At 55.3% G+C, this 24,275-nt stretch carries 20 protein-coding genes; 6 read left to right on the plus strand and 14 right to left on the minus strand.

Annotated elements, in window-relative coordinates; translation table 11 throughout:
* The first annotated feature begins 7 nt into the window (after positions 1 to 7).
* Both TH2_RS16395 and TH2_RS16400 read left to right on the plus strand, forming a co-directional pair.
* Entirely contained in the window at positions 8 to 511 is a 504-nt protein-coding gene (locus tag TH2_RS16395) for a cupin domain-containing protein (protein ID WP_008891557.1), read from the plus strand.
* Positions 512 to 589: 78 nt separating this feature from the next.
* Positions 590 to 1,237, plus strand: a complete 648-nt coding sequence (locus tag TH2_RS16400) for a LysE family translocator (RefSeq protein ID WP_008891558.1) — start codon at positions 590 to 592, stop codon at positions 1,235 to 1,237.
* Positions 1,238 to 1,349: 112 nt separating this feature from the next.
* Here the strand turns inward: TH2_RS16400 and TH2_RS16405 are convergent, their stop codons facing one another.
* The 11 genes from TH2_RS16405 to tldD all read right to left on the minus strand — a co-directional run bounded on the left by TH2_RS16405 (position 1,350) and on the right by tldD (position 16,547).
* Positions 1,350 to 2,345 (minus strand): peptide ABC transporter ATP-binding protein, encoded by a 996-nt coding sequence (locus TH2_RS16405; protein ID WP_008891559.1) that lies wholly within the window; start codon positions 2,343 to 2,345, stop codon positions 1,350 to 1,352.
* Positions 2,345 to 3,358: a dipeptide ABC transporter ATP-binding protein gene (gene dppD / locus TH2_RS16410; protein ID WP_008891560.1), complete on the minus strand. Its 1,014-nt coding sequence runs from the start codon at positions 3,356 to 3,358 to the stop codon at positions 2,345 to 2,347. The genes TH2_RS16405 and dppD overlap by 1 nt, the downstream gene beginning before the upstream one ends.
* A gap of 3 nt (positions 3,359 to 3,361) precedes the next feature.
* Positions 3,362 to 4,273 carry an ABC transporter permease subunit gene (locus TH2_RS16415; RefSeq protein ID WP_008891561.1) on the minus strand — a complete coding sequence of 304 codons (912 nt, stop codon included), beginning with the start codon at positions 4,271 to 4,273 and terminating at the stop codon, positions 3,362 to 3,364.
* Between the two features lie 13 nt (positions 4,274 to 4,286).
* Entirely contained in the window at positions 4,287 to 5,297 is a 1,011-nt protein-coding gene (locus tag TH2_RS16420; RefSeq protein WP_008891562.1) for an ABC transporter permease subunit, read from the minus strand.
* Between the two features lie 112 nt (positions 5,298 to 5,409).
* Entirely contained in the window at positions 5,410 to 7,017 is a 1,608-nt protein-coding gene (locus TH2_RS16425) for an ABC transporter substrate-binding protein (RefSeq protein ID WP_008891563.1), read from the minus strand.
* 405 nt (positions 7,018 to 7,422) lie between these two features.
* A complete protein-coding gene (locus TH2_RS16430; protein ID WP_008891564.1) occupies positions 7,423 to 8,442 on the minus strand; it encodes a threonine aldolase family protein in 1,020 nt (339 codons plus the stop codon).
* 75 nt (positions 8,443 to 8,517) lie between these two features.
* Positions 8,518 to 9,540, minus strand: a complete 1,023-nt coding sequence (locus TH2_RS16435) for a threonine aldolase family protein (protein WP_008891565.1) — start codon at positions 9,538 to 9,540, stop codon at positions 8,518 to 8,520.
* 103 nt (positions 9,541 to 9,643) lie between these two features.
* Positions 9,644 to 11,950, minus strand: coding sequence for a CHASE2 domain-containing protein (locus TH2_RS21900; protein WP_157194187.1), 2,307 nt, complete (start codon positions 11,948 to 11,950; stop codon positions 9,644 to 9,646).
* A 13-nt stretch (positions 11,951 to 11,963) separates the two neighbouring features.
* Positions 11,964 to 13,385, minus strand: a complete 1,422-nt coding sequence (locus TH2_RS16445) for a FecR family protein (RefSeq protein ID WP_008891567.1) — start codon at positions 13,383 to 13,385, stop codon at positions 11,964 to 11,966.
* Positions 13,386 to 13,387: 2 nt separating this feature from the next.
* Positions 13,388 to 14,860, minus strand: a complete 1,473-nt coding sequence (locus TH2_RS16450) for a tetratricopeptide repeat protein (protein ID WP_008891568.1) — start codon at positions 14,858 to 14,860, stop codon at positions 13,388 to 13,390.
* 253 nt (positions 14,861 to 15,113) lie between these two features.
* Positions 15,114 to 16,547 carry a metalloprotease TldD gene (tldD, locus tag TH2_RS16455; protein ID WP_008891569.1) on the minus strand — a complete coding sequence of 478 codons (1,434 nt, stop codon included), beginning with the start codon at positions 16,545 to 16,547 and terminating at the stop codon, positions 15,114 to 15,116.
* A gap of 209 nt (positions 16,548 to 16,756) precedes the next feature.
* Between tldD and TH2_RS16460 the strand changes: the two genes are divergently transcribed.
* Positions 16,757 to 18,025, plus strand: coding sequence for a DUF3422 family protein (locus tag TH2_RS16460; RefSeq protein WP_008891570.1), 1,269 nt, complete (start codon positions 16,757 to 16,759; stop codon positions 18,023 to 18,025).
* Between the two features lie 15 nt (positions 18,026 to 18,040).
* Here the strand turns inward: TH2_RS16460 and TH2_RS16465 are convergent, their stop codons facing one another.
* On the minus strand, positions 18,041 to 19,096 hold the full coding sequence (locus tag TH2_RS16465; RefSeq protein WP_008891571.1) for a COX15/CtaA family protein: 1,056 nt from the start codon (positions 19,094 to 19,096) through the stop codon (positions 18,041 to 18,043).
* Between the two features lie 252 nt (positions 19,097 to 19,348).
* Here TH2_RS16465 and TH2_RS16470 point away from each other — a divergent pair, with 252 nt between their 5' ends.
* Positions 19,349 to 19,909, plus strand: a complete 561-nt coding sequence (locus tag TH2_RS16470; RefSeq protein WP_008891572.1) for a precorrin-2 dehydrogenase/sirohydrochlorin ferrochelatase family protein — start codon at positions 19,349 to 19,351, stop codon at positions 19,907 to 19,909.
* The gene (locus TH2_RS16475; protein ID WP_008891573.1) at positions 19,906 to 20,649 is read left to right on the plus strand and encodes a phosphoadenylyl-sulfate reductase; all 744 of its coding nucleotides are present in this window, start codon (positions 19,906 to 19,908) and stop codon (positions 20,647 to 20,649) included. The genes TH2_RS16470 and TH2_RS16475 overlap by 4 nt, the downstream gene beginning before the upstream one ends.
* A 49-nt stretch (positions 20,650 to 20,698) precedes the next feature.
* Here the strand turns inward: TH2_RS16475 and TH2_RS16480 are convergent, their stop codons facing one another.
* Entirely contained in the window at positions 20,699 to 22,147 is a 1,449-nt protein-coding gene (locus TH2_RS16480) for a deoxyguanosinetriphosphate triphosphohydrolase (RefSeq protein ID WP_238538724.1), read from the minus strand.
* A gap of 112 nt (positions 22,148 to 22,259) precedes the next feature.
* Positions 22,260 to 22,679, minus strand: coding sequence for a DUF4870 family protein (locus tag TH2_RS16485; protein WP_008891575.1), 420 nt, complete (start codon positions 22,677 to 22,679; stop codon positions 22,260 to 22,262).
* A gap of 227 nt (positions 22,680 to 22,906) precedes the next feature.
* Between TH2_RS16485 and gor the strand changes: the two genes are divergently transcribed.
* The gene (gene gor, locus TH2_RS16490; RefSeq protein WP_008891576.1) at positions 22,907 to 24,268 is read left to right on the plus strand and encodes a glutathione-disulfide reductase; all 1,362 of its coding nucleotides are present in this window, start codon (positions 22,907 to 22,909) and stop codon (positions 24,266 to 24,268) included.
* Positions 24,269 to 24,275: the final 7 nt, after the last annotated feature.

Consider the following 24,275-nt stretch of genomic DNA (forward strand, 5'->3'; position numbering starts at 1 on the left):
GCCCATTATGTCTGATGACATCACTATTGACGATCTGATCGCCAAGCTTGGCCTGCAACCCCATCCGGAGGGTGGCTATTACGCCGAGACCTTCAGGGCGTTTGAAACCTGTAATCCCGGTAATCGGTATCTGGGGGTGCGCAGCACGGGAACGGCGATCTATTACCTTCTGACGCCAGATACTTTTTCAGGCATGCACATCCTGACCAGTGACGAGATTTTCCACCACTATATTGGCGATGCCGTCGAACAGCTTCAGCTGTTTGAGGACGGCACCCACAAGCAGGTCGAGATCGGCAAGGATTTGCTGGCCGGGCAGAAACCGCAAATGGTGGTGCCGAAAAATGTCTGGCAGGGGGCGCGGCTTAAGCCCGGTGGCAAGTTTGCGCTTTTGGGCTGTACCGTTGCGCCGGGCTTCGAATTTGCTGATTTCTCCATGGGCAAACGCGCGGCACTGACGACGAAATGGCCCGCCGCGTCCGAGCTGATTGCAGCATTGACGCGCGACTGAATTTCAGGCGAAAGTACGTCGTCACCAACTTGGGGTTGTTTGGTGTGGCCACCAACCCCGGAATACAGGAATAGCCCCATGCAGCTTGACACCTGGCTTCTTTTTGCCGGGGCGGCAATCGCGTTGGCGATGGCCCCCGGTCCCAATAATCTTCTCGCGATGTTCAATGGCGCGCGGTACGGCGTATCGTCTGCTGCCGTGGGCGGGATTGGCCGTATTGTTGCCTTTGCCCTGATGATTGTGGTGACTGCGGCCGGGCTTGGTGTTGTGCTGGCCGCCAGTGAAACGGCCTTCCTTGTGATCAAATGGGGTGGCGCGGTTTATCTGGTCTGGCTTGGTCTTAAAAGCTGGTTTGCCAAGGTCAATGACAGTGATGAAACGACTGGCCCGGTCGAGCTTATGGTCAATCCGGGGCCGTTTAATCTGGCCAAGACCGAGTTCCTGACCGCGATTGGCAATCCCAAGGCGATCCTGATCTTTACGGCCTTCTTCCCGCAATTCCTTGATCCGGCGGTGGCATACGGGCCGCAATTCACCGTCATGGGCGTAACATTCATTGCCATGGAAACGAGCGTCTTGCTGGCCTATGGATTGTTGGGCGGGCAGGTCAAGGGCCTGATCAAGTCAGCCCGACATATGCGGATGCTCAACCGTGTATCGGGCACGCTTCTGGTCGGGGCGGGTGTTTTGCTTGCACTCACCGACCGGTCACGCACGACGGCGTAATTCAGGCAGATATCCTCAGAAATGCGCAGGGGCGCAGCTTTGTTAAAAGCGCGCCCCCTTGCTCCCTTGTCTACCTGGATAGCTGTTAGGCTTTCCGGGCGATCGCCTGTTGTCAGGCGATTTCTTCGACCCGATGACACGCCACTTCGCGGCCCTCGAAATTGCGCAGTTCCGGGCGAACTTTTGCGCATTCCTCGGTCGCAAACGGGCAGCGTTTATGGAACGCACAGCCCGAGGGCGGGTTGATCGGTGATGGCAACTCGCCGGTCAGCGGTTCTGCCTTCACGCGTTGTGTCGGATCGATCTTTGGTGCCGATGCCAGAAGCGCCCGTGTATAGGGGTGCAGCGGCTTGGCAAAGATCTCGTCAGTTGGTCCCTTTTCAGCGACGCGACCGAGATACATCACCATGACGTCATCTGCAATATGTCTGACGACAGAAAGATCATGCGAGATGAAAACATAGGCGACATTCATCTCTTCCTGCAGGTCCATCATCAGGTTCAGAACCTGTGCCTGCACCGATACATCAAGGGCCGATACCGGCTCGTCCGCGACGATGACTTTCGGTTCAAGGATCAGGGCACGGGCAATCGCGATACGCTGACGCTGACCACCGGAAAACATATGCGGATAACGCTGATAGAATTCCGGACGCAGGCCAACCTTTGCCATGGTGGCATGGACGCGTTCTTCACGTTCCTTGCGGCCAAGGTTATCCATGTTCAAAAGAACCGGCTCGGCCAGGATCTGGCCAACCTTTTTGCGCGGGTTCAGCGACCCATACGGGTTCTGGAAGATCATCTGAACGGTGCGGCGGAACTGCTTGGCTTCCTTGTCAGACAGATTGCCAACGGCATTGCCATTCAGTTTCAGCGCGCCCGAGGTCGGCTTTTCGATCAGGGTTAGCTGACGGCCAAGGGTCGATTTGCCGCAACCGGATTCACCGACAACCGCAAGGGTCTTTTGCGATTCAAGCGTAAAGGAAACCCCATCAAGTGCCTTGACCATGGCACTGGGTTTGCCAAAGCCACGATTGACCTCGTAGTGACGGACAAGATCATCGGATTCCAGAAGCGGAACACCGGGTTTGGTATCCAGAAAACTCATTACACAGTCTCCCCGGTGGTCGTATCAGCGGTCAGGCCGGTCGGCTGGCCCTGATCATTTAGCGGATAGAAGCAACGTACATCGCGGCCATTGAAGTCGGTGACCTCCGGGCGCGCTTTCACGCAGTGGTCATTGGCATAACGGCAACGCGGTGCCAGAAGGCATCCCTGCGGGCGGTCATACTGACCGGGAACCACGCCGGGGATGGTGCGAAGACGGTCATGGCCCTCGGATCGTTCCGGTAGCGCTTCGAGCAGTGCCTGCGTATAGGGATGGCGCGGGGCAGCAAAGATGCTGTCAGCCGGGCCGCTTTCAAACAGCTGACCGGCATACATCACCTGAATGCGGTTGGCGGCCTCCGACACCAGTGCCAAATCGTGGGTGATCAGGATCAGGCCCATGTCGCTGTCTTCTTGCAGTTTCAGCAACAGGTCGATGATCTGGGCCTGAATGGTCACATCAAGGGCCGTGGTCGGCTCGTCGGCAATCAGAAGGCGCGGGTTGCAGGCAATCGCCATGGCAATGACGATACGCTGGCTCATGCCGCCCGACAGCTGATGCGGGTAGGCGGTCATGCGCGACTTCGGATCGGGAATGCCAACCTGGTTTAATAGATCAAGCGTGCGTTCACGGCGTTGCTTCTTGTTGCCGCCTTCATGGACCTTAAGGGCCTCCATGATCTGGGCTTCGACCGTGAAGCACGGATTAAGAGCCGACATCGGGTCTTGAAAGATCATGGCGATGTCTTTGCCGGTGATCTCGCGGCGGCGTTTTGCCGGCATGGTAATCAGATCCTGACCATCAAAGGTCAGGGCATCTGCAGAAACGCGACCGGGAAAATCAATCAGACCCATCACGGCAAGCGATGAAACCGATTTACCCGACCCGGATTCCCCGACGATGCCAAGGACTTCGCCGCGATCAACAGAGTAGCTTACGGAATCAACAGCACGAAACGGCTTGTCTTCGGAGCCGAACTCGACTGTCAGGTTTTTTACTTCGAGAAGAGCCATGACTTACCGTTTCATCTTGGGATCAAGGGCATCGCGCAGGCCATCACCCATCAGGTTGAAGGCAAGCACGGTGACAAGGATGCAAAGGCCGGGGAAGGTGATCACCCACCAGGCGGAGCCCACAAATTCACGGGCCTCGGACAGCATGGTGCCCCATTCCGGCAGCGGCGGCTGCGCGCCAAGGCCAAGGAAGCCAAGGGCGGCAGCGTCAAGGATTGCACTTGAAATACCAAGCGTACCCTGCACGATCAGCGGTGCCATGCAGTTCGGCAGGATATTGACGAACATTTGGCGAGTATGACCGGCACCGGCAATCTGCGATGCGATAACATATTCCTTGTTAAGTTCGGATACGACCGAGGCACGGGTCAGGCGCACATAGTGCGGCAACTGGACGATGGCGATCGCCAGCATCGCGTTTTCAAGCCCCGGGCCGAGGATGGCAACAATCGCCAGCGCCATCACCAGGCTGGGCAGAGCCAGCATGATGTCCATCAGGCGCATGACAGCGACTTCAACCCAGCCACGGAAGTAACCGGCCACCATGCCAAGCACGATGCCTGAAACCATTGACAGGATGACAACAAACACGCCGATTGAAACCGACAATTGCGCGCCGTGGATCAGGCGAGACAGGATGTCACGGCCAACCGCATCGGTGCCAAGAATGTAGCGGGGATCGGCACCTTCCATCCAGATTGGCGGTTTCAGAAACGCAGCACGGTCCTGTGCAATCGGATCATAAGGCGCAACCCATTGCGCGGTCAGGGCCAGAAACAGAATGATCGCAATCACGATCAAACCGACATAGGCACCACGGTTCTTTCTGAAATAGTCCCAGGTCTCGCGCAGCGGGCTCGGCGGAGCGCCGACGGGCTCAACGGCTGCTGCGGACGGGGTGGTGTTCTCGCTCATCTCACAGCTCTCCCTAGCGCTTGTAACGGATACGGGGGTTAATAATCCCGTACAGCAGGTCGACGATCAGGTTCACGGCCATCACAAGGAACGCAATCATCAGAATGCCACCCTGAATGGTCGGATAGTCGCGACGGTTCATAGCTTCGATGATCCATTTGCCGATGCCCGGCCAAGAGAAAATCGTCTCGGTCAGGATCGCACCGGCCAGTAGCACGCCGACCTGAAGGCCGATCACCGTGATCACCGGGATCAGGGCATTGCGCAGCGCATGCACCATGATTACCCGCATCGGCGCCAGACCTTTGGCGCGTGCAACGCGGATATATTCTTCGCCCAGGACTTCCAGCATCGAGGAGCGCGTCATACGCGCAATCACCGCCATCGGGATCGTCCCCAAGGCCACAGTTGGCAGGATCAGGTGACTGAATGCGCTGGCAAAAGCGCCTTTCTCACCACTCAGAAGGCTATCGATCAACATGAAACCGGTGACCGGTTCAAAGAAGTACATGACCGAGATACGCCCCGAAATCGGTGTCCAGCCCAAGGTGGTCGAGAAGAACATGATCAGAAGCAGCGCCCACCAGAAAATCGGCATCGAATAGCCTGTGAGGGACAATGACATCGTCAGGTGGTCGATCCACTTGCCGCGATGGATAGCGGCCAGAACCCCGAATGGAATCCCGAATATCACCGCGAACAAAATGCCCATGGTGGCAAGTTCGACCGTTGCCGGGAACAGGGTCAGAAATTCGTCAATGACAGGTTTTTTGGTGACGAAGGATTTGCCCAGATCGCCTTGGAATACGCCTATCAAATAATCGAAATACTGGACAATAACCGGCTGATCAAAACCGTATTGTGCCTTTAGTTCTGCGTATCTGACTGCATCGACGCCACGTTCGCCGGCCATCATCAGAATGGGATCGCCGGGAATAAGACGGATCAGGAAAAATACCAGAAGGGTGACACCGAAGAAGGTCGGGATGATGTCCCCCAAACGGCGAAACAGGAATCCTAGCATGCCATCGGGCCTTTTTATCTCCGGACGGTTTGTCCGTCCGGACGTCTCTCTCATTTACGAAATTGCAAAGAGGCCCGGAAAACCGGGCCTCTCTGATCAGGTTTTGATACGCTTATTCAGCGAGGTCTACACCGTAGAAGATGTGACCACCGAACGGATCGATTTTGTAGTCAACAACTTCGTTACGGATCGGCTCAAACACGATGGAGTGTGCAATGGTTGCCCACGGTGCTTCGCGTTTGAAGACCAGCTGAGCTTCTTCGTACAGACGGGTACGCTCGAGAACGTCCGCAGTGGTTTTCGCCTGCTGAATCAGGTTATCGAACTCTTCGTTGCACCACTGTGCACGGTTCGACCCGCCAACAGCGTCACAACCCAGAAGGACTGCGAGGAAGTTGTCGGGGTCGCCGTTATCACCGGTCCAACCGAGCATGAAGGTACCCTGTTCACCTTTTTTGGTGCGCTCAAGGTATTCACCCCACTCGTAGGATACGATCTCGGCGTTCACACCAATTGCAGCCCAGTCAGCCTGAACGAGTTCAGCCATACGGCGTGCGTTCGGGTTGTAAGGACGCTGAACCGGCATTGCCCAGATGTCAGTGGAGAAGCCGTCCGGATAACCGGCTTCTGCCAGCATGGCTTTGGCTGCTTCCGGATCATACGGGTCATCAACGGTGTCGTTGTTGTAAGACCAGATGGTCGGCGGGATCGGGTTTTTCGCTGCCGAACCAGCACCCTGATAAACACCTTCGATGATGGCATCTTTGTTGATTGCCATGTTCAGTGCTTTACGGACTTTCGGGTCAGTGAACGGCTCTTTCGCGGTGTTGTAACCGAGATAACCGACGTTCAGACCTTCCTGGCTCATCAGGTTGATGTCGGCATCTGCTTCCATCGCTTCGAGATCAGCCGGGTTCGGATACGGCATGACATGGCATTCACCAGCTTTCAGCTTCTGGTAGCGAACGGTGCTGTCCGGGGTAATGGCGAAGATCAGGTTATCGATTGCTGCTTTGCCTTCCCAGTATTCCGGGAATGCTTTGTAACGGATAACCGCATCTTTCTGATAGGCAACGAGCTGGAACGGACCGGTGCCGACCGGGTTCAGGTCAACTGCTTCCGGGGTGCCAGCTTCCATCATCTTGTCAGCATATTCAGCCGACAGAACAGAAGCAAAATCCATGGCCATGTTGGCGATGAACGGAGCTTCCGGGCGGTTCAGAACGAACTTGACGGTGTAATCGTCAACTTTGACGATGTCCTTGACCAGGTCCGGCATGGACATGGCGTTGAAGTACTCATAAGAGCCACCGGAAACGCCATGATACGGATGATCTTTGTCAAACTGACGCATGAAGGTGAAGACCACGTCATCCGCATTGAAATCACGGGTCGGGGTGAAATCTTCGGTGGTGTGGAATTTCACGCCCTTACGCAGGTTGAAGGTGTATTCCAGGCCATCAGCCGAAACGTCCCAGCTGGTCGCAAGACCCGGAACGATGGTGGTGGTACCGCGCTTGAACTGTACGAGGCGGTTGAAGACCTGACGCGAAGATGCATCGAAGGTCGTGCCTGCGGTGTAAAGCGACGGGTTGAAGCCTTCCGGGCTACCTTCCGAGCAATATACCAAGGTTTTTGCCGAAGCGGCAGTCGGAGCAGCAAGTGCGGTGGCTGCAAGCAGGCCTGCACCAAGTGCCACTTTGACGAAATTCGCTTTCATTAAATGCCTCCCTCAAGGCTGGTCCGAGCAAATCAATGCTGTCCGCGTGACATATGATCCGGTCACGTTTGACAGCATATTTTGCAACGGACGAGGTTTACCCGATCCAACAGGTATGAATGTTGGCAATCGACGAGGGAAAGTATCAGGGTTTCTGCGTATCGTCAACGGTTCCTGCGGGATTTTACGTAGTGCGACCGCAGGTTCGAATGATGAATTTAAGTCAAGTATTTGTTATTTTTATGAAATTCACTGTCCGGTTTCATCATTGCAGCAGTGCATTTTTTTCAAGGCTCGGCGGGTGAAATCGGTAAATCACGTGTTTAAAATGTGCTTTTGAACGATTCATATCTTATTGAATCATAATGATTCGTTTGATTTCACCCGGCCTTTTTGCCTCAATTTCTACCCTAGAGTGGTATTAAGTTTGGTGATTTGCACGATATCCGCGTTCCACGCCGCAACAAATCGATAAACATCCGCGCCAAGCGATGGCCAACCGTGGAACATCAGGCCGGCATCACGCAATTTTCCGGCAAGATCCGGGGACATTTTGACAAACAGCTCATTGCCCTCTGCCGCATGCGTAAGTGACGCGCCCTGTTTGATCAGGACGTCGGCAAGGGCCTGCGCTGCTGCGTTGGCGTGGGCGGCATTTTTCAGCCAGACATCATCCTTGATATAGGCCAGAAGCTGGGTCGCCAGATAGCGGTGCTTGGAATGCAGATGACCACTGCGTTTGCGCGCCTGCTCGATCCGGGGTTTCAGGCTGGTGTCAAAAAGAACAATCGCATCAACCGCTATGGCACCATTTTTGGTCGCGCCAAAGCTGAGGGCATCTACGCCGGCCTTCCAGGTGACATCTGCCGGATGGCATTTGAGATGTGCCATCGCGTTGGCAAACCGCGCCCCGTCCATAAACAGGCGCAGATCATGCTTGCGGCAGACCTCGCCAATCGCCTTGACGTCATCAACCGTGTAAACCGCACCAAGTTCGGTCGCCTGTGTGATCGCCACACATTCAGGCGACACCGAATGCACACCGCGATCAACCAGACCGCTGACAAAACCATCAAGGCCATCTGCTTCAAGCTTAGCCGCCGGGCCATCCATCGGCAAAAGCTTCGCGCCGCCCGTGAAGAAGGCAACGCCGGTGCTTTCATCCTCGTTGATGTGGGCTTCGTGGTGGCAAACCACCCCGCCATAAGGCGAAACAAGCGCAGACAAGCTGATGCAGTTTGCAGCAGTACCTGTTGCAACCGGGATGACGGCAACTTCCTTATCAAACAGCTCGGAAAAGGCAGCATCGAGTTGCTGACTGAGCGCGTCGCCGCCATAGGCCGGTGCATTGACAGACGCGTCCTTTGTCAGGGCTTCCAGAATTTCCGGGCAAAAGGGCGATACATTGTCCGAGGCAAAATTCATCTTAAATCTCGTCGTTTTTTTGGTGGCATTGGGGCGGTGATATCACATGCAACTGGGCGGCATGGCAAGGCTGCGCTATTGACCAACGGTTTCCGGCAAGGCTTCGATCATCTTGATCGGACTGTTCCAGGCACAGACAAACCGATAGGCATCCAAACCAAGAGACGGCCAGGGGCGGAATACAATACCCGCTTTGCGGAGCTTTTCTGCCAACGCATTGGTCATGTGAATAAACAACTCATTCCCCTGGGGAACAAAGGCTGGCTTTGCGCCCATGCTTGAAAGGGACTTGGCAAGTGCCTGTGCGGCCGCGTTGGCATGACGGGCATTGCGCAGCCATAGGTCATTTTCAAGATAAGCCAGAAGCTGTGCAGCAAGATAGCGATGCTTGGAAAACAGATGGCCTCCGCGCTTGCGGTTCTGTTCTGTTTTGCGCCGGAGTTCCGGATCAAACAAAATAATAGCATCAACAGCCAACGCACCGTTCTTGGTGGCGCCAAAGCTCAGGACATCAACACCGGCTTTCCATGTGATTTCAGATGGGTGGCAATCAAGGGCGGCAACCGCATTGGCAAAACGCGCCCCATCCATGAAAAGCCGCATATTGTGTTTTTGGCAAACCGACCCAATCGCCTGAATTTCGTCGACGCTGTAAACGGTTCCGAACTCGGTACTTTGCGTGATCGCAACACATTCCGGGTCAACCGAATGCATGCCGTTTGAAACATGGTTGTTCAAATAGGCATCCAGTGCGTCGGCTTCGATCTTTGCCGATAGCCCGTCAATCCCCATCAGCTTTGCCCCGCCGCCGTAAAAGGCAACACCTGTGGATTCCGTGACATTGATATGGGCGTGGTGATGACAGACCACGCCGCCAAATGGCGACACCAGCCCAGAAAGCCCAATGACGTTGGCCGCCGTTCCGGTTGCAACCGGCACGACGGATACATCACGCCCGAACAATTCTGAAAAAGCAGCATCAAGCTTTTGGCTTTTGTCATCCGCGCCATAGGGCAGGGCGCTGGCATCGCTTTCGGCGGCGATAGCCGCAAGGATTTCCGGACAGATCGGGGTGACATTGTCAGATGAAAAGTTCATTGGGGCCTCAAAGGGATGACGTAAAAAGGCGCGCAGTTTGGCAAGGCAATGCTGTTTGGTGGTTGGCCAAGATTGTTTGGATTTTGCGTGCTTGGCAAGTCAGCTATTTGCTGGTGGCGATGAATACGCCATCCCAATCGGCTGGTGGGGGCGTTTCTTTGAACAAAGCGATGCGGCTGGCGTAAAGATCATAAAGGTCGCCAAGCTTCGCAAAATCGCTTGATGTCTGCTGGCATTCTGCGATCAAATTTTCGGCCTCATCCCAGTTTCGGGCGCGATAGGCCGAAAGCATGGCCGCGTGCAAATCGGCGAAGTTTTTGAACTGCGCTGATGCCGCCATGTCCTTATCGCCCAGCAGGGCAAAGACATGCAGTGCTTCGCTTTTGCCCTTAACGGTGATCAAATCGAGTTCGATCAGTGCGAAATCATTACCAATCCGTTTGGCAACATCCTCACCCAGAACGACATCGACGCCATAGTTCTTTGATTGTCCCTCAAGCCGTGACGCCAGATTGACCGCATCGCCCAGCACCGAATAATCAAAGCGCTGATCCGATCCCATATTGCCAACAAGACAATCGCCGCAATTGATCCCGATGCCGACATTGAGCGGCAGGAAGGGCTCATTGGCCTGTTCTGCTTCCTGTTTGCGCTCGTCATTAAGCTTTATAAGCGCATGTCGCATCGCAAGCGCGCTGTCACAGGCATTGTGGGCATGGTTTTCAACATCAAGTGGCGCATTCCAGAACGCCATGATGCAGTCGCCCATATATTTATCGATCGTGCCCTCACGGTTCAGGATGCAGTCGCTCAGCGGTGTCAGAAGCCGGTTGATCAGGCGCGTCAGGCCTTGTGGATTGGATTTGAAACCTTCGGATATTGCGGTAAAACCGCGGACATCACAGAACATCAGGGTCATGTCACGGGTTTCCCCGCCCAGTTTCAGACGCTCGGGATGTTCGGCCAGCTGTGCCACCAATGCCGGTGACAGATAGTTGGCAAAGGCGGCCCGCACCTGCCGGCGTTCGCCCTCGGTCCGCATGAAACCAAGAGAACTGGTTGCAAGATAGACGGCTGCCAAACCGACAATCGGATAGAGCGGATCGATAAGGACGAGTTTATGCGAATAGGCCCACCAGGAAATGCCAATTGCGCTGGTCGCAATCGCCAGACCAATTACCGCTGGCCACACCGCACCAAGTCGTGGGACTGCCAGAATAAAAAACATGCCGACGATCAGAAGGACCAGCATTTCGACTTCCGCCGCCCAATAGGGACGGGTCAGGAAATGCTCAAGCAGCATCTGTTCAAGCATCTCGGCATGGACTTCGACCCCCGGGATCACGCGATCAAGCGGGGTGGAGCGCAAATCAAGCAACCCGGCCGCACTCGTCCCCAGCAGCACCATTTTATTTTGCAGGATGTCGGTTCCGACTGATCCGTTGAGGATATCTGTCGCCGAAAGATATCGGTCTTGCTGATGGCCGGTGAAATGCACCCACATATACCCGGAGCGATCCGTCGGGATGGTCAGGGCACCAACGCGAACGGACGCGATGCCTTCCGAGTTGGTCCAACGCGTACTGCCGCTCGCCCCGGACATCCGCACCAGCATGGTCTTGGGGGCTTTCTGTAAAACGCGCAACATCTCAAGGCTGAGTGTCGGGTAAACTGGCTTGCCAATGCCTGGCTGTTCATGATCGATGGCGGCCATCAAAGGCACACGCCGTACAACCCCGTCCTGACCCGGCGAAACATTCACCAGCGCATTGCCGGTCGCTGCCGCCTCGATAATATCAAGGTTTCTGGCTGCACTTGGCAAGACCGGAACGAAATCCGAAAGCGTGCGACCTGCTTCGCCAGCTGCACTGAAATTCCCGACCTGGCGGGGAAGGGCATCAAACTCACCATTGCGGAGCTGAACCGCAGTGACCACGTTTCCAGTACCCTTGATGAACTGGGCAAATAGCTGATCGTGATCGGGCAGGGCCTTTGCCATTTCCGCAATACGATCACGTTCGGTGCTTTGCGGCCAATCGTCAATCACACGGGATGGGGATGTACGATCAGGCTCGGCAAAAACCATATCAAAGCCAACGACACTTGCCCCATTGGCGCGCAGGCGATAAAGCAACTCCGAGAGTTTCGTACGCGGCCATGGCCATTGGCCTTCAGTTGCCAAGCTGCGCTCATCAATATCGACAATCCGAACCCCGACATCTTCATAAGCGCGCGGTGCAATTTGTTGATAAAGGTCGAAAACCGTTAAACGCAGCTGATCAATCACCGGCACATTTTGCCAGCGCAGCACTATACAAGCCAGAAGGATGGCAAGCGGTAGCAGATAATGCAGCCACAAGGTCAATTGCACACGTGAGAGGCGTCCGGATGTGCTTGGTTGATTGGTCACGTCATGTTTCTGATTAAGGAATGGGAGTTAAAGTTCCAGAGCCGGATTGTCCTTCAGGTCGTGCCGTCGTCGAAACATCGAAATCTACATGGTATGCGTCTTTGAAGGTTGCAGATGCCGAGCACCCTAGTCCAGTGCCGCCACAATTCAGATCATACTGAAAATCCGTCCCGGAAAAGGATACTGAACCATTGCTCGATGAATAGATAAATGGTGAATTGAAAAACGCTCTGCCTTCGTAGGATTGAGAACCATCATCTATATTGTCAAAACTAATATCGATGGTTCTGGCAGCGAAATTCACAGTTGATTTAAAGGTGTAGTCAACATTGACACCATCGATATCAATGGTGACCGAAACCGGATCTCCTGTGACTTGTCTAAGGCCGTCATAAGTAAACCCGCTGGATGAGGCGCTTTCCGTATTGTTATTTAGGATCGACGTGGTTTCAGCAACATTTGCGGCACTGTTGACAGTTCCCATTTGTGCCATGGCAACGTTGATCGCCTGTGCGCTGGTTGCGCCGGTCTGGTTTTCCGCCTGGCCGGTTTGCTGGCTCGTGACAACAGGCTGCTGTGTGGCTGATGAGGTCGAGCTTGCACCTGCCCCGGAATCCGAGCCACCACCAAGTGATGCGGTGCGGACAACATTCGCCGAAAAATCAAACGTCGCGGCACTGGTCGGGAAACGTGTGGGCGTGGTGACATTGTTGTCGGAGACAAAGACGCCAAAGTTTTCGCCGGTCACACTTTGTGAGCCGCCATTCTGGTTAAAGGCGGCAAAGGCGCCGGGGCGCGATGTTGTGTCATTGCGCGACAGACCTGGTCCTTGGTTCACTGCCATGAAAACCAGCTGGTTTGCGGTGTTTGCGTCCGTGGTATCAAAACTGCCCGGTACGATTTCGTTTGCCTGTTCGGCGGTCATGGAGCGGATCAGGCCGATGGTGCCGCGAATACCGATCGAGCCAACCGGCAGGTTCACATCCATGCTCGACGGGTTATTCAGCGGGATTTTACCGGTGACAAAGCGCATCACGCCCTTGGCCATATCGGCGACAATGCGTCCGTCGCCGGTGGCTGGGTCATAGACGAACTCGTCAATCGCGACGTCGCTGTTCGGTCCGATGGTAAAGACCGTTTCGTCAAGCAACAGGACCTGCATGCCGGAGTTGGCCGATGTAACGATCCGATCCCCCAGATAAACGGGCATGCCACTTTCAACCAGAATGCCGACTTCGCCGGTGACTTTGGAAAGTGTGATTTCGCCGGTTACAGCGGCCGAGACGCCCGCCATTTCGGCTTCGAGTTCTGCACTGGCGGGTTTTGGCGCCATAAAGACTGTTGCGGCAAGCAAAGGTGCGCAAAGCAGCTTTGCGCCAGCAAGTCGACGGATTGTCACACTCGATTTCAGGGGCGAATATTTGGCCATTTGCATCACTAGAACTCCCAGCGGCGTGTCAGAAATACCTGTGCACGTGCGTTATGGTATTCGTAGTTGGGAATGTTTGATTTTGTGTTCAGATACTCACCGGTGACCGACCAGTTGATCGGTGCCAGAAAGCCAAGTATCTGATTTGCCGTTTCGCTATCCCCAAACAAGTCGGTCGGCAATATCGTCGATAGCGGTGCACCGTATGTCAGGCGGGTCCGAGTGCTGCGATCCGTGCGATGTTGCGGCGAATTGCCGGTCGTCAAAAAATCCGGATCCCGGTACTGGTCCATGCCATAGCGGATGCTTCCGCTGATGTAACTTCCCCCACCAAACAGATAAGCATGGATCAGCTCGCCGCTCAAGCTATTGTAACTATAATAGTTTCTGGCAGCTTCCTTCATCCCGGCCGCAAAATTCAGCGTCGTACGATGATTTGGTGACCAATTGTAGTTGCCCCCGATCCGTGCGCCATAGCGCTGACCGGAATGCAGGCGAAGCGCACTGGATTCAGATGTGTTCTGGTATCGCTCGTCAGAATAGCTGACATCGCCGTTCAGGTTAAAGAACGGGCGCACGTTCCAGTCCAGCCGCAGACGGCCGGTTCTGGCGGTCAGGTACTTTTCGCGCGAAAGCGACTGCGCGGTCTGGCTAAGTGTCGGGGTCAGCATCCAGTATCCGCCGCGAATACGTGTGCCGATTTCTGCCGAAAAGGATCCAAGGTCCAGCGCGTCAAGCTGAACCTGGTCACTGCCATAACCGGTTAAACTTGCAAAAACCTCGTGACCTTCCTGATAGCCAAGGTCATAGCTGACGTCATAGCGAAGCGCCCCGATATAGGCGATGTCATTATTGGGTTTGTCGCCGCTTGCGGTGATGGTCGTCGGTGTACCGGTCAGAAGCTGGACCTTGTCGTTCGGGGCGGCATTGCGGTTGCTGTCAATCTGGCTTCCCAGTGTCAGAGTCAGGCTTTGTGACAGGCGCTTGCGGCGGCGCTCGATGGCGCTGACATACTGACGGATATTGGCTTCGACATCTGGCGAGATATCCATTTGCAACAGGCGATCAAACTGGCCGCGGGCCTCGTCCAGACTATCAAGGCGATAAAGAACAATCGCATAATACAGGCGTACCGGTGCCAGATCCGGGTCCAGAACAAGAATGCGTTCAAGGGTTGCGGATGCCCCGCGGACGTCGCCACGCGCCAGCTGCGCCTTGGCCCAACGGAAGTTAAGGACGATGTCATCGGGATTTGCAAGGATGTCGGCATAGGTGATGTCACCGCCATCATCAGTGCTCAGCAGAAAGTTCGCCCGTGCGGTAACGTCGGTGAGTCGCTCGAAATCTTCGGAAAACTGGCGTGCTTCGTCTGTGCGCACATCAATGCTTTGTTGTGCGCTTACCCCGGTTGTTCCGATTGCAAGCGACGTTAGACCCGCTGCAATCAGCGCGGTAACGTACTGCCATCTGCCTGTCGTCAAACTGCTTTCCTACCATTGGCAGGTCAAGACCGTCATCGGGTGCACATAATGTCAGCAGAAAGTTTGGCGACGAAACCCGAATGGCGACCATAACCTGTTTGGAAACGATCAAATCAGATTATGGTCTTTGAAAAGACAGGGATAGCCATTCGGCAGGTTGGTGTTGCCATGTGTGGATGGATAGTATTTCGCACCTTGCGTATAGTAAATTTATCGAAAGGTGGTTTTGCTCCTATCCATAGGTCACTCAGGGTTATACTGCGGTCCCGCCGACGGTCAGACCATCAATGCGGAGCGTCGGTTGCCCGACACCAACAGGAACACCTTGCCCGTCCTTGCCACAGGTGCCGATGCCATCATCAAGCGCCATGTCATTGCCGATCATGGACACCTTGGTCAGGCTGTCCGGCCCGTTGCCGATCAGGGTCGCGCCCTTGACCGGTGCGCCAAGTTTACCATCCTCGATCAGATAGGCCTCGGATGCCGAGAACACGAACTTGCCCGATGTAATATCGACCTGACCACCGCCAAAGTTGACGGCATAGATGCCCTTTTTGACCGAGGCCAGAATTTCTTCCGGCTCCTTGTCGCCACCAAGCATATAGGTATTGGTCATGCGTGGCATCGGGGCGTGGGCATAGGACTGACGACGCCCGTTACCGGTGGATTTGACACCGGTCAGGCGCGCGTTCAGGCGATCCTGCATAAAGCCCTTGAGGATGCCATCCTCGATCAGGACAGTTTTCTGGGTTGGCGTGCCTTCATCATCAATCGACAGCGACCCGCGGCGGTCATGGATGGTGCCATCATCAACCACCGTCACACCCGGTGATGCAATCCGCTGGCCCAGCAGGCCGGCAAAGGCAGATGTGCCCTTGCGGTTAAAATCACCTTCAAGGCCGTGACCGATGGCTTCGTGCAGCAAAATGCCTGGCCAACCCGGGCCAAGCACCACGGTCATTTCTCCTGCGGGGGCGGCGACTGAATCAAGGTTCACAACCGCCTGACGGAGCGACTCATCAACCGCCTTTTTCCAGGTTTTTTCGTCAAAGAACCCGTCATAGCCGATACGGCCACCTTCGCCGTGTGATCCGGTTTCCATGCGATCGCCCTGTTTGACAACGACCGAGACGTTAAAACGCACAAGCGGACGAATATCGCCAATACGCTGTCCGCCGGAACGCCAGATTTGCACAGCCTGCCAATTGCCTGAGATTGAGGCCGAAACCTGCACCACACGCGGGTCACGCGACCGGGCATAGGCATCAATCTGGGCCAAAAGATCGACCTTGGCCTCAAATGTGGCCTCACCCAGCGGGTTCACGTCGGAATAAAGCGATACGTTCGTGCCAATTGAACCCAGATCAACCTTGCCCGAGCGGCCCGAGCCAACCGCCTTGACGGTTTCGGCGGCACGCGCAACCGCGTCATTGGACAGTTCATTGGAATGCGAAAAGGCAGTCGCCTCGTCGGCAACAGCACGCAGGCCAAAGCCCTGTGCGGTATCAAAGTTCGCACTGCGCAGGCGGCCATCATCCCAGACAAGGCTTTCGGATTGGCGATATTCAAGGAAGAGTTCCCCGTCTTCGGCAGCGCTGAGTGCATCATTGACCTGTGTTTCAAGCCGGTCGCGATCAAGATCACCCTTGGCGAAAAACAGATTGTCGGTGGTGCGAAGATCGGTCATGGAACCTCCTTGGGGCCGCGATAGCACGGCCAGAGAAAATGTCTTTCCCTGCATGATAATCCAGTTGAGGCAGTATTATCCCTTACTCAATTTAGGGTTTCTGATGCCTTCGACTTTCATCTATACAGGTACTTGTTCGGGCAAAGGACAAAGCCATGGCCCGAGTGGTTTATATAGACTGCAATAACCAATTATGAAAGCCCGTGGCAATGTTTGTCGAACATCCCCAGCGCGTCGCCCTTCATAATGAAATCCATGCCCGACCGTTTGGCGGTGTGACCAGCCCGGCGCGGTGTTCCTGCCTTGCCTTTCAAACGGGTGAAGACCTTGATGACGTAGTGCGCGATCATTTCACGGCCTTTTGCCACCGCTATAGCCTGACGCCACCAGCTGCAGATCAAAAATATTTCGAAGCCGCCTGTGACGGATTTTCCGTCATCTGGGAACGGCATGCGGAATTCACGGTCTATGTCTTCAAACGTACCGAGCCATTCGACAACCCGTTCGAAGACCCGGTGATCAATCTTGTGCCGCGCGACTGGTTTGATGAAACACCGGGACAATTGCTGGTGGGCTTGCACATCGTCGTCGACAAGGCTGAGCGGAGTGAAGATGAGCTTTCCCGGTTATTTGATCATAATGGCCTGACCGGCAGCCGCATATTGGGGGGCACGGCACAGGTCTGGACGGATTTTCGTCTGCATGGTGACGGGTTTGGGCGCATCCTGATCAAGGATTGCGGCCTGGAACATCTTCAGGCCGGGCGTCTGGTGCAGCGGCTTAAGGAAATTGAAGTCTATCGCATGATGGCGCTGCTGGCCTTTCCGTTGGCGCATACGGCGACCCCCAAGGTGTCGGAAATCGATACGCGCCTGTCGGAAATTACCGCCGAAATGGCGAGTAAAACCCAAACCAATGACGAAGAAACACTTGCCAAACTGACCGACCTTGCCGCCCAGACCGAGGAAATGGCAGCCTCGCTGAATTACCGGTTCAGTGCAGCGCGGGCCTATTACCGCATCGTACAGGCGCGCCTTGGCGAACTGCGCGAGGAACGCATCGAAGGCATGCAAACCATTGCGGAATTCCTTGAGCGTCGCTTGGCCCCGGCAATGCGGACCTGTCAGAATATCGGCGATCGGCTGGAAGTTTTGTCAAAGCGTGTCGCACGGGCCAACAACCTGCTGCGCACCCGTGTTGACATCCTGCTTGAGGCGCAAAACCGTGACCTTCTGGCCAGCATGGACCGACGTGTGAAATTGCAACTGCGCCTGCAACAAACCGTCGAAGGTTTGTCGGTGGCCGCCATCACTTATTATGCGGTCGGGCTTCTGGGTTACCTCTTCAAGGCAATCAAGGATACCGGCGTTCCGATCAATGACCGGGTTGCCACCGGCATTTCTGTGCCGCTGGTGCTGGGCGCGATCTGGTTTTCGATGCACCGCATCCGCAAGGCGCTGCATCGTGCCGATGACTGACGTGGTGTTTGCGAACTAGGTCGCATTGCGCAGCTTGTAGGCGGCGTAGGTCGTCGCCCCAACCAGAACAACCGCACCGGCCTGATGGGCAACACCCAGCGGCAGCCACACAACAGTCAGAAGGGTTGTGATGCCAAGCGTGACCTGCAGGCAGACTGCAAGCAGAACCAGATGGGTGGCAAAGCGTTGATTGGGGTTAAGGTCCCATTTGCCAGCACGCCACCAGAACACCAGCACCATCACGAATGTCAGTTTCGCCAGCCAGCGATGATCCCACTGCACCGTCATGTGGTCCTCGAATGGCGCCAGCCAGGCCGGATTAAACACGAACAGGCCATCGGGGATCAACTGCCCGTCCATCAGCGGGAAGGTGTTGTATATGTGCCCGGCATTAAGGCCGGCAACAAAGCCGCCGGACAGGGCGGTAAACACGATCAGACACAGCAACTGCAAGGCGCGCTTTGACGATGCGGTTGTTGTCACACGCGGGCTCAACTGTTGCAGGGCGACCCAAAGAAGGGCGATGAAAATAACCAGTGCCAAGCCAAAGTGGGCGGTCAGGCGATACTGGCTGACATCGGGGCGATCAACCAGACCGCTCATCACCATGTACCAGCCCATCAGGCCCTGCAGACCGCCAAGGATGAACAGCCCCCAGAGCTTCCACTTGGTGGCGCGATCAATCGATTTTTTGGCCAGGAACCAGACGAACGGGATGAAGAACACAATCCCGATCAACCGTCCCCACAGGCGATGGATGAATTCGAGCCAGAAGATCGATTTGAAGTCCTCGACCGACATCCATGCATTGATTTTCTGAAACTCGGGATACTGGCTGTATTTTTCATAAAGCGTTTGCCAGTCGGCTTCGTTCATCGGCGGGATGATGCCGGTGAAGGGCCGCCATTCCACAATCGAAAGCCCGGATTCAGTCAGGCGCGTCAAACCGCCGATCACCACCATGATGAACACCATCGCCGCACAGCCAAACAGCCAGATGGCGACGTTTTTGTTGGCTTGTGGGTGCGCAAGGCTGACTTCGGACAGGGCAGGGGAGGCACTGCTGGACATCTGGACGCTCTCTTGACGGTATCTTCTGGCGGACGGGTTTTGAAATTTGGCCCAATATAGGGCGATTTTGCAAGAATTGCAGGAAAAGCTTTACGGAAAAATCGGGGCCGGTGGATCAGTCAGCTTGCAACTATTAAGTACCAATATTTAGTGTTGTTTATGTATAAAACACATAAAAAATGTATTGAATAATTTGCTATCCACACTCATAGTCATGGGCAATAGAGAGAAACCCGCATTAGAGGATCGACGATGTTTCCCATCAATCTGGACCTGACGCGACTTTCGGTCGCTTTGGTCGGCAACGGTCAGGCCACCCTGAACCGTTTGCGCCAGTTTGACGGTGATGGGGCAAAATACGTTACCGTCTATTCTGAAGACCCGATACCCGAACTGGCCGAACAGGCCGGTGACCGGTTGCAGCGCTATTTGCCGAATTCGGCGGATGTCAACGCGGCCTCCATCATGTTTATCATCGACCTTGATCTTAAAAAGGCAGCCGAGCTGGCCTCCATTGCCAAGGCCGTTGGCACGATTGCCAATGTCGAGGACGTCAAACAATATTGTGATTTTTCGTCGCCCGCGCGCATTCAGCGCGGTGATCTGATGATCACGGTCTCGACCAACGGGCACAGCCCGCGCCTTGCCGGTCGTATTCGCCGCGCGCTTGAAAAATGGCTGGTGCCAAGCTGGGAACAGCGCCTGCACGAACTGTCCAAACAGCGCGAAAAATGGAAGGCCGACGGGGCCGACATGCAGACCCTGTTGCGCAAGACCGATGAATATATCGATCAGCGGAGGTGGCTGCCATGAATGTCATGCGTGAAGAAGACATCGTCACCGGTGGCTCCATGTCTGTTGAGGAGGCCACGGATCGTGCTGCTCGTTTGATGGATCAGTATGGGCACCTTCAGGGTGTGTCACTGATCGAACCGATGGTGCATGAAGAATTCAACGGCCGCATCACCATGACCTCGTCCTTCGGGACAGAGGCCGCTGCCCTTCTGGCCCTTGTGGCCGAGGTCGACCGTGATCTGCCGGTGATCTTCCTTGATACCCGCAAGCTGTTTGGTGAAACGCATACCTATCGCGAAAAGCTGGTTGATCATTTGGGCCTGACCAATATCAAGATCACGCGCCCGGACGAGGAAAAGCTGAAGGCCGAGGACCCCAACGGCATGCTGTTTGCCTCGGACGTGGCGAAATGCTGCTACCTGCGCAAGGTGGAGCCGCTTCAGCGTGCGCTGGAAGGCTATGACGCCTGGCTGACCGGGCGCAAACGCTTTCACGGTGGTGAACGTGATGCTTTGCCGGTGATTGAACCGGCGGGTTCGCGGATCAAGATCAATCCGCTGGCGGGGTACAAGCGCGAAGATATCGAAGACATCTTTGAGCATCGCGCGTTGCCGCGTCATCCGCTTGAGGCTGAAGGCTTCCTGTCCATCGGGTGCATGCCTTGCACCGAACGTGTTGATCCCAACACAACCGATGTCCGTGCCGGACGCTGGGCCGGGCAGGACAAGACCGAGTGCGGCATTCACTACATCATCTAGGCCCAATCAGGCTTTTATGAAAAACCCGGCCATCTGGCCGGGTTTTTTGTTAGATGGTGATGCCCTGAAGCTTCCTGAACAGCGTCACCGCATAACGATCCGTCATGCCGGAAATGTAATCCATCACCCGCATCAGGCGGCTGTAAAGGTCGGGGGCTGCCATCAGCTTGCCCGACAGAAGCTTGTCGATGCGATCCGCCTGTGGTGGCAGGCGTTTGCCGTGATTTTTGTGTTCGTCAATGTCGATGGCGGCACGCACAAAGCTGTCAAGCAGGCCATTGATGACTTCAAACCCGGCCATTTCAATCGGCAGGACATGCGGCGCGTTATAGATCTTTTGCACCGCCAGTTTCTTGCACGCCTTGGCGTAGGGGCCAAGCGGGGTGTTGGCCAAAAGATCACCTTCGATGGTGCCGTCAAGCAATGCGTCTTCATGTTCGATGAAGGCATCAACTGCCGCCTTGACCAGATTGCCAATCGCCTTGCCGCGCAGGAAACCAATCCGGTCATCTTCGGATTTTTCTGCATACCAGCCTTCAGCGCGCAGGTCTTTCCAGCGTTGTTCGGCATCGCCGTCATATTTTTCCGGATGGCGGGCAATCGGGGCAAGGGCACGTTCGACTTCCTCGAAACTGACACAGCACAGTTCCCAGCCATCTTCAAGATCGACCACGGAATAACAAATGTCATCGGCCGCCTCGACCAGATAGACCAGCGGATGACGCCGCCATGCGCCATCAAATCCTTCAAGCGGTGACAGGCCGCAAACCCTGGCAATCGCCTGAGCAATGTCGCGCTCTGCCTGATAATAGCCGGGCTTTTTAAGGCCGGTATATTCCTTGCGGCGGGCGTCAGGGACTGATGTGCTGCGCGGATATTTGATGAAACTGCCCAGCGTGCCGTATGTCAGGTTAAGCCCACCGTCAAAGCGCTTCATTTCAAGCTGGCTGATGATGCGCAACCCTTGGGCATTGCCCTCAAAATGGCGCAGGTCTTCAAGCTCCGGCCCGGAAAGGCGCGATGTCAGCTCATCCTTGGCAAGGCGCGATGTGGTGAACCATTCATTGATGGCGTCTTCGCCGGAATGCCCGAATGGCGGGTTACCGATATCATGGGCCAGGCATGCGGCCTGCACCATGTAACCGATATCGGCCACGGTGGTTTCCGATCCCTTGGGCAGGTTTTTGACGATATGCGCACCGGCCATCAGGCCCAATGACTGCCCGACCGATCCGACCTCGATCGTGTGGGTCAGGCGGGTATGGACATGATCATTTTCGGAAAGGGGGTGAACCTGCGTCTTGTTTTGCAGACGCCGGAACGAGGATGAAAAAATCACCCTATCAACATCGATCTGAAACGGGCTTCGGCCATCAGGTGTCGGATAGGGTGCACCTTCGGGCAGGCGAATTCTGCCATCCTTGAATTCAAGCCGATGAGAAGAAAGAAGATCTTCCCAGCGCATTTTATCGCCGGAACCCTGTACAGACGACGCCACTTTTTACCCCTGTCCAAATCAAATGTTATTATCGGGCAACTTTAACGGGCCGGGGAGTCCGGTGCAATCGGACAAACAGTCTTTGACCCGATTGCACCGCGTTTATGGGCGATCAGCCAAAGAACCAGCTTTGCGGGTTATCAATCGGGCGGCCATTCAAGGCGCGCAGAAGGCCGATCACATTACGCCCGATAAACCAGGCGGTGGTGTAAAGCGCCATCAACCCGACAATAGCCCAGCCCAGAAGCGGGATCCAGCCAATCACGAAGGTGAAGAAACCCAAAATGATGGCATAAAGGATGCTGATCCAGAATGTCCGGATGACAAACGTGTAGTGGCTGTTGGTCCAGTGATTGTCGTCTTCGCGCGCGACATAGGACACAATCAGCGCAATCAAACCGGTGGCAAAGGCCGTAAACAGGGTTGCGATCATCAGCCCGTAACAGACAGCGGCCGTATTCCCGCCGCGCTCGTCAGTATAGCGCGGTGCATTGTCAAAAGACGCATCCTGACCGTGGATATGGTCGTTCATGGATAAAATCCTATCAAGTTGTCGCAATCCCCATCGCGTCTTTGCCATCATATAGCGCGAAAGTTTATAAAAGCTATCCCATAGCGGCATCTTGCGCCTTTGCGGGCGCCTTGGGGCCCTTTCACGCGGATTTTACGCCCGGTTTACCGTGTTTTGCCTCGACTCTTGGCAAATTCGCCCTACATTTGGCGCCATGTTGTCAATTGACCAAAAACAGGAATTTCCGCATGTCGGACTATGATTTTGATTTGTTTGTTGTTGGTGCCGGTTCGGGTGGCGTGCGTGCTGCACGCGTGGCATCGGGATATGGTGCCAAGGTTGCCATCGCCGAGGAAAGCCAGGTCGGCGGTACCTGCGTGATCCGCGGCTGTGTGCCGAAAAAACTGCTGGTCTACGGCGCGCACTTTGCCGAGGATTTCGAAGATGCCTCTGCCTATGGCTGGACCCTTCCGGGCGAACCGAGCTTTAGCTGGAAGACCCTGATCGAAAACAAGGATGCCGAGATCAATCGTCTCAATGGCATCTATAAAAGCCTTCTGAAGGGATCGAATGTCGAGCTGTTTGAAAGCCGCGCGGTCCTGAAAGATGCCCATACCCTTGAGGTCGGCGACAAAACGGTGACCGCCGAACGCATTCTGATTGCGGTGGGCGGCACGCCGGTGATGCCTGACATTCCGGGCATCGAACATGCCATTTCATCCAATCAGGCCTTCCATCTTGAAGACCTGCCCGAACGCATCGCAGTTGTTGGCGGCGGTTACATTGCCGTTGAATTTGCCGGTATCTTTGCCGGTCTTGGCGCAAAGGTGACCCAGTTCTATCGCGGTGATCAGATCCTGCGCGGCTTTGATAACGATATTCGCAATCATCTGGCCGCCGAAATCGTCAAAAAGGGCATCGATCTGCGTCTGGACACCAATGTCACAGCGATTGAAAAGAATGACGACGGCTCGCTCAGCCTGACACTGACCGGTGGTGGGCATCAGGAAGTCGACGCCATCATGTTTGCCACGGGGCGCGAACCCAAAACCCATGGTCTGGGCCTTGAGCAGGCCGGGGTGGAATTGAACGACCGCGGGGCGATCAAAACCAACGCCGGTTTGCAGACAAGCGTTCCAAACATCTATGCCGTTGGTGATGTCCGCGATCATGTGCAACTGACCCCGGTCGCGATCAAGGAAGGCATGTCATTTGCCGACACAGTCTATGGCGGCAAGCCTTGGTCAATGTCCTATCAGGCCATCCCGACCGCTGTTTTCAGCCAGCCACCGGTTGGCACCGTCGGCCTTTCCGAGGAAGAAGCGCGCGACAAGGGCAAAGACATCGAAATTTACAAATCGACCTTCAAGCCGATGCGCCACACCCTGTCGGGCCGTGATGAAAAAACGCTGATGAAACTTGTGGTCGATAAAACCACCGATGTGGTGCTTGGCGCCCATATGGTCGGCCCGGATGCGGCTGAAATCATTCAGGGCATCGGCATTGCGGTTCGTATGGGCGCCACCAAGGCCCAGTTCGATCAGACCGTTGCGGTTCATCCGTCTGCGGCAGAGGAATTTGTCACCATGCGCTCCCCTGTCGCGAACTAGGCAATCT

This window comes from Thalassospira profundimaris WP0211 (assembly GCF_000300275.1).
Lineage (GTDB): Bacteria > Pseudomonadota > Alphaproteobacteria > Rhodospirillales > Thalassospiraceae > Thalassospira > Thalassospira profundimaris.